We start from the raw sequence: 6,207 nt of genomic DNA on the forward strand, positions 1-6,207 counted from the left end.
AACACGATGAGGTAGCGGCTGTATGCCGCGCCTCACAACACAGTCAATGGGTTCCTCCAGATGCCTCTAGGCGCGCGCTGGCTTTTTCCCATTAGCCATACAAGAACGATGCACATGACCCTAGGCGATCTCGCTCAGATCCTGGAAGACCACTTTAGCCCCAAGGCCCGTGACATCACGCGCTTTGCGGGTACCGGCTACTCGTTTGAAGAGTGGTTCAACTGGGAACAATTCAGCGCGTTTACCGCCCTGGCATTCAAGTGCAGTCCCAAACCTGGCTACAAGACACACTTTACTGGGCATGCATCTGCCCAATTGGGTGACATCGCGATTTGGGCGAAGGATGGTACGACCTGGTTGGTGGAAACATCGTTGGTGCATGCCTATACGCAAAACAAATGGAAAACCAAAATCACAGAAGACCGGGAAAAACTCCAGGGTGCCGTTGGGCAAGGGGTTCGGAAGGTTCAGTTGATGTTGTTGTGCAGCGATGTAGAAACAGACCTTCAGGCCAAGTGGGCCTACTGGTTTGAGGATATGCCCTTCTGGGCAACGCCGGACTCTAAAAAATACTTCAGCGATGGTGAGCAGGGAGAAGTGTGCTTGTTACTCTGGGAAGTGGAGTAACGACAGCAGATGCCAACGAGGGAGGGCTCCAACACGCTGGCGACCCGGCAGTAACGTTGATCCATTTGATTAGTTTCTCAACAGAAGCGTATGAATGCCCACTATGGGTTGGTGGCTGTCCTTCGTGACAGGCAGAAAACGGTCAGAAGCTTCGACTCGAAGGTGTCTACGAACCCAGAGGCGATTCAATCGTCATAAAAATTCAAATGAGAGACTGGCCCCTAACTGAGCAATCTCAGTCAAGGTCGAGGGTAGAAGAAAACCTCCCTCTTGCTCCTCGGAGTATTTGACAGGCAAAACCAAATTGATCTCGATGAATTCTGGCCTAATCTTCTCTTTAGCTAAACTGAGATTACTGACACCGCCTAAGGAACTCAATAATTTTTGGATCATTTCATCCAGCCGGCAGCCGTCAATAAATTCCACTTCATAGCAAGTAAATGAGCGTTTTAATAACGTCGCTACGCCCTGCGTGACGGGATTCCCTCGCAATCCCGAACTTTCAGCAGTAGCCCCGACTATGCATTGTACTTCCTCGGGGGTGAGACCAAACCCTCGAAGGGTTAATGACGCAGACCTGACGTAAGTAGACTTCATAGTAATCGTTCCTTATTGACTCAAACTATTTCCTGAAAAATTCGAAATTAGCTCACGCGGCTCGTTCTAACTCCTGCCGCTCCGCAACCACTTTAGCAGTTGGCGCAGATGCTAAACCGCAGAACCGCTAGCAGTGCATTGGATAAAAGTCTTGATTTACCTCCGCCGTCTGTGAGGTGGTTTGCGTAGAACAGTCCTTCATGGGCGCGAAGCACTGACAATTCGTAGTACGTACAGCACGGGACAAACCTGGGTCACCGCTCGATTTTTCGTCATTCGATGATCGTTATTGGCCGCTTGCTGCCCTTCGTAAAGGGCAGCTTAGGGTCAGCGGCGGCCACCGTGTTGCTGATGGCGCGCAGGGCTTGAGCGTGCAACCGGTAACCGGGGGCGAGTTTTTTGAGCTGCCGATCAACGGTAAGACGGTTGCCTTCGATGAGCACCTATTCTATGAAGTCGTCGACAGGAAAACTGCGCATGCCTGGTCAGTGATCGACAAGGCAGCAATAGCCCAACAGCTTTGAGGGCCATGGCCCTCTTTGGAGATGGCGATGAACAATAAAAACACCCTGTGCCTCTGGTTCAACGGCACCGCGTTGGACGCCGCGACGTTCTACGCCAAGACCTTCCCCAACAGTGCCGTGAACGCCGTCCACCGCGCCCCCGGCGACTACCCTGCGGGCAAGCAGGGCGATGTGTTGACCGTCGAGTTCAGCGTCTTGGGTATCCCCTGCCTGGGCCTGAACGGAGGCCCTGCGTTCCCACACACCGAAGCGTTTTCGTTCCAGGTGGCCACGGATGACCAGGCCGAAACCGACCGTTACTGGCACGCCATCATCGACAACGGTGGCCAGGCCAGCGCCTGCGGCTGGTGCAAGGACAAGTGGGGCGTGTCGTGGCAGATCACGCCACGCGCCTTGAGCGCGGCGATCATCCATCCCGACCCGGCCACGGCCAAGCGTGCTTTCGACGCGATGATGACCATGACCCGGATCGACATTGCCGCCATCGAAGCAGCAGTCGCCGGACGCTGAGAGGTTGACACATTCAGTCACACCCCCTGAAGATGGAGACCTTCTTCAGGGTGTGCCTGCAAATGTCCGCATTGTCTTTCGTTAACCTTTGCGTCATTGGCTTGATTGCCAAGGCGCCAGGTTGCGTTGCGCACGCCCTCAAATCGAAGAAACAGTCGCTCATGTGACCGGGGCGCGCTGTCCCGTCAGATGAGCTGACAGGACATTGAGCGCGACGGTCTCCCGCCCCCATTCCCTCTGCCCTTCTGACGGTGACTTAATCGGTCAATCATCAGGAGAATGTGCATGTCATCGTTTCAAGGTATCTGGGTCCCCGTGGTCACACCGTTTCATGACGGTGCCATCGACTTTAACGGCCTGCGCCGGCTGGTCAGCCACCTGCTGGAAAAACATGTGGCGGGCATCATGGTGTGTACCACCACCGGCGAAGCAGCGTCGTTAAGCCGCTTGGAACAACTGGCCGTGCTCGACGCGGTATTGCAGTGGGTGCCGGCACATCGCGTGGTGATGGGCCTGTCCGGCAACAACCAGATCGAACTGTTGCAGTTCCAGGGCGATATCCTCAAACGCCCGCTGGCTGGCCTACTGGTGCCGGCCCCCAGCTATATCCGCCCTTCCCAGGCAGGCCTTGAAGCGTTTTTCCGCACGGTGGCCGACGCCTCCAGCGTGCCGATCATTGTGTACGACATCCCTTACCGCACCGGCGTGACCTTCGAACAAGCCACACTACTGAACATTGTCGCCCATGAACGAATCGTGGCGATCAAGGACTGCGGCGGTAACCTGGGCAATACCCTGGCAGTGTTGGCCAGTGGTGAGGTAGACGTTCTGTGTGGCGAAGACATACAGATTTTCAACGCCCTGTGCCTGGGTGCCAGCGGGGCCATCGCGGCGTCTGCGCACGTGCACACTGAGCAATTTGTCGCGTTGTGGCAGCAGATCCAGGGCAACCAGTTGGCCGACGCGCGGGTGACATTTGGGCGGCTGTTACCGCTGATCAACACGCTGTTCATGGAGCCCAACCCCGCGCCGGTCAAGGCGGCACTGGCGCTGGAAGGGTTGATCGGCAGTGAGTTGCGAGCGCCGATGCAGCGGGCCAGCGAAGCGCTACTGGCCCGACTGCAAGGGGTTCTAGGCCGGTGACCGGGCCGCCTGCAGCCGATGCAAGGTGATCGCGCGCACCGCCTGCTTGCTGAGTTCGATATGACGTTTGAGCAGCTGCTGCGCTTGATGGCGCACCGAGGCATCGCCCATGCGCCAAAAAAAGACATTCGGCGGCCCCCGCAGTTGCGACGTACGCAATACGGGCCTATGTTCCAAGCCATGCCATGCATTTTGCTGTCCCCCCACCCTACACCCATCCCGGAAGCAGGTGACGACATGCCCACCCCTTCACGCCCCGCTGTACTCGAACTGATCGGCAACACGCCGCTGGTCAAGGTCAGCCGCTTCGATACCGGCCCCTGCACGCTGTTTCTCAAGCTGGAATCCCAGAACCCCGGTGGCTCCATCAAGGACCGCATCGGCCTGGCGATGATCGACGCGGCTGAACGCGACGGTCGCTTGCGCCCCGGCGGCACGATTGTCGAAGCCACCGCCGGCAATACCGGCCTGGGCCTGGCGCTGGTAGGCCGGGCCAAAGGCTACCGGGTGGTGCTGGTGGTGCCCGACAAGATGTCCACGGAAAAAGTGCTGCACCTCAAGGCCATGGGCGCCGAGGTGCATATCACCCGCTCCGATGTGGGCAAGGGCCACCCCGAGTATTATCAGGACGTGGCCGCGCGCCTGGCCAAGGCTATTCCAGATGCGTTCTTCGCCGACCAGTTCAACAACCCGGCCAACCCCCTGGCCCACGAGACCAGCACCGCGCCGGAGATCTGGGCGCAAACCCAACATGATGTGGACGCGATTGTGGTGGGCGTCGGCTCGGCGGGCACCCTCACCGGCCTGACCCGCTTTTTCAAGCGCGTACAGCCGGAGCTGGCCATGGTGCTGGCCGATCCCGTCGGCTCGGTGATGGCCCAATACAGCCGCAGCGGCACACTGGGAACGCCCGGTTCCTGGGCCGTTGAAGGCATTGGCGAAGACTTTATTCCGTCGATTGCCGACCTGTCCAGCGTGCGCCACGCGTACTCCATCAGCGATGAAGAAAGCTTCGACCACGCGCGCTAACTGCTCAAGGCCGAAGGCATTCTCGGTGGCTCATCCACTGGCACCCTGCTCGCCGCCGCCCTGCGTTATTGCCGCGAGCAAACCACGCCCAAGCGCGTGGTGACCTTTGTGTGCGACACCGGCACGCGCTACTTGTCGAAGGTCTACAACGACCAATGGATGAACGACGCGGGCCTGCTGCAGTACAAGCACTACGGCGACCTGCGTGACCTGATCGCCCGCCGCTTCGAAGATGGCCGCGTGATCAGCGTGAGCCCCGACGACACGCTGCTCACCGCCTTCCAACGCATGCGCCTGGCCGATGTGTCGCAACTGCCGGTGCTGGTGGACGGCAAACAATTGGTGGGCGTCATCGATGAATCCGACATTCTGCTCGGGCTGCACCATGACGCCACGCACTTCGCCATGACCGTGGCCAGCGCCATGACCCACACCCTGCAAACCCTGGCCCCCAGCGCCAGCCTGGCCGAACTGCAGGCCGAACTGGATCGTGGCCTGGTTGCCATCATTGCCGACGCCTCAGGTTTTCATGGCCTGATCACCCGCGTCGACCTGCTCAATCACCTACGGAGATCCCTTGCATGAGTCAGCCCGATAAAAGCGCGTTTGCTACCCGTGTCATCCACGCCGGGCAATCACCCGACCCGAGCACGGGCGCGTTGATGCCGCCGATCTACGCCAACTCCACTTACCTGCAAGACAGCCCTGGCGTGCACAAGGGCTTCGACTACGGCCGCTCCCATAACCCCACGCGCTTTGCCCTGGAGCGTTGCGTGGCTGACCTGGAAGGCGGCAGGCAGGCGTTTGCCTTCGCCTCGGGGCTGGCGGCAATCTCCACCGTGCTCGAACTGCTGGATGCCGGCGCGCATATCGTCTCGGGTAACGACCTGTATGGCGGCACCTTCCGGCTGTTCGACAAAGTGCGCCAACGCAGCGCCGGCCATCGGTTCAGCTACGTCGACCTGAGCGATTTGTCGGCGTTTGAGGCGTCATTGCAAGACGACACGCGCATGGTCTGGGTCGAAACCCCAAGCAACCCGCTGTTGAGCCTGACCGACCTGAGCGCCGTCGCCCGCCTCTGCCGTGACCGTGGGATTATCTGCGTGGCCGACAACACCTTTGCCAGCCCGTGGATCCAGCGCCCACTGGAGTTGGGGTTCGACATCGTGGTGCACTCGACCACCAAGTACCTCAATGGCCACTCCGACGTGATTGGCGGTATCGCCATCGTCGGCGACAACCCCGAGCTGGCCGAGCGCCTGGGCTTCCTGCAAAACTCGGTCGGTGCCATCGCCGGGCCGTTTGATGCCTTCCTGACCCTGCGCGGCGTGAAAACCCTGGCGCTGCGCATGGAGCGCCATTGCAGCAACGCCCTGGAGCTGGCCACCTGGCTGGAACAACAACCGCAAGTGTCGCGGGTTTACTACCCGGGCTTGAAATCCCACCCCCAGCACGCGCTGGCGAAGCAGCAGATGCGCGGCTTTGGCGGGATGATCTCGGTGGACTTGAACAGCGACCTGGCCGGCGCCACACGTTTCCTGGAAAACGTGAAGCTCTTCGCCTTGGCCGAGAGCCTGGGGGGCGTGGAGAGCCTGATCGAACACCCGGCCATCATGACCCATGCAAGTATCCCGGCGGCAACGCGGGCGCAGCTGGGCATTGGTGATGGCTTGGTGCGGTTGTCGGTGGGGGTTGAGGATGTGGAGGATCTGCGCGCAGATTTAGCCCAAGCCTTGGCACGAATCTAAATCGCCCAAACAATAGAGATTCAAATGTG

General features: G+C 59.5%; 6 protein-coding genes and 2 pseudogenes. 6 read left to right on the forward strand and 2 right to left on the reverse strand.

Features of this window, described 5'->3' with window-relative positions; translation table 11 throughout:
• Positions 1–114 precede the first annotated feature (114 nt).
• A complete protein-coding gene (locus M5B43_RS09450; protein ID WP_248749846.1) occupies positions 115–627 on the forward strand; it encodes a hypothetical protein in 513 nt (170 codons plus the stop codon).
• Positions 628–819: 192 nt separating this feature from the next.
• Here the strand turns inward: M5B43_RS09450 and M5B43_RS09455 are convergent, their stop codons facing one another.
• Positions 820–1,224 carry a hypothetical protein gene (locus tag M5B43_RS09455; protein ID WP_248749847.1) on the reverse strand — a complete coding sequence of 135 codons (405 nt, stop codon included), beginning with the start codon at positions 1,222–1,224 and terminating at the stop codon, positions 820–822.
• A 371-nt stretch (positions 1,225–1,595) separates the two neighbouring features.
• Here M5B43_RS09455 and M5B43_RS09460 point away from each other — a divergent pair, with 371 nt between their 5' ends.
• The 3 genes from M5B43_RS09460 to dapA all read left to right on the forward strand — a co-directional run bounded on the left by M5B43_RS09460 (position 1,596) and on the right by dapA (position 3,401).
• Positions 1,596–1,748 (forward strand): ester cyclase, encoded by a 153-nt coding sequence (locus M5B43_RS09460; protein WP_248749855.1) that lies wholly within the window; start codon positions 1,596–1,598, stop codon positions 1,746–1,748.
• Between the two features lie 27 nt (positions 1,749–1,775).
• The gene (locus M5B43_RS09465; RefSeq protein WP_248749848.1) at positions 1,776–2,258 is read left to right on the forward strand and encodes a VOC family protein; all 483 of its coding nucleotides are present in this window, start codon (positions 1,776–1,778) and stop codon (positions 2,256–2,258) included.
• A gap of 285 nt (positions 2,259–2,543) precedes the next feature.
• Entirely contained in the window at positions 2,544–3,401 is an 858-nt protein-coding gene (dapA, locus tag M5B43_RS09470; protein WP_248749849.1) for a 4-hydroxy-tetrahydrodipicolinate synthase, read from the forward strand.
• On the opposite strand, the pseudogene M5B43_RS09475 reads toward dapA, so the two are convergent.
• Positions 3,390–3,488: pseudogene (locus M5B43_RS09475) on the reverse strand (GntR family transcriptional regulator); the annotation flags it as partial. The gene dapA and the pseudogene M5B43_RS09475 sit on opposite strands and share 12 nt — an antisense overlap.
• Before the next feature lie 150 nt (positions 3,489–3,638).
• Here M5B43_RS09475 and M5B43_RS09480 point away from each other — a divergent pair.
• Positions 3,639–5,015, forward strand: a pseudogene (locus tag M5B43_RS09480) (cystathionine beta-synthase).
• Positions 5,012–6,178: a cystathionine gamma-synthase gene (locus M5B43_RS09485; protein WP_248749850.1), complete on the forward strand. Its 1,167-nt coding sequence runs from the start codon at positions 5,012–5,014 to the stop codon at positions 6,176–6,178. The pseudogene M5B43_RS09480 and the gene M5B43_RS09485 overlap by 4 nt, the downstream one beginning before the upstream one ends.
• Positions 6,179–6,207: the final 29 nt, after the last annotated feature.

Source organism: Pseudomonas sp. MWU15-20650 (genome assembly GCF_023242475.1).
In the GTDB taxonomy this organism is placed as follows: Bacteria; Pseudomonadota; Gammaproteobacteria; order Pseudomonadales; family Pseudomonadaceae; genus Aquipseudomonas.

Coding starts and splice junctions, on each gene's coding strand:
- M5B43_RS09450 (WP_248749846.1), top strand. CDS start 115: ATGACCCTAGGCGATCTCGCTCAGATCCTGGAAGACCACTTTAGCCCC.
- M5B43_RS09455 (WP_248749847.1), bottom strand. CDS start 1,224: ATGAAGTCTACTTACGTCAGGTCTGCGTCATTAACCCTTCGAGGGTTT.
- M5B43_RS09465 (WP_248749848.1), top strand. CDS start 1,776: ATGAACAATAAAAACACCCTGTGCCTCTGGTTCAACGGCACCGCGTTG.
- dapA (WP_248749849.1), top strand. CDS start 2,544: ATGTCATCGTTTCAAGGTATCTGGGTCCCCGTGGTCACACCGTTTCAT.
- M5B43_RS09485 (WP_248749850.1), top strand. CDS start 5,012: ATGAGTCAGCCCGATAAAAGCGCGTTTGCTACCCGTGTCATCCACGCC.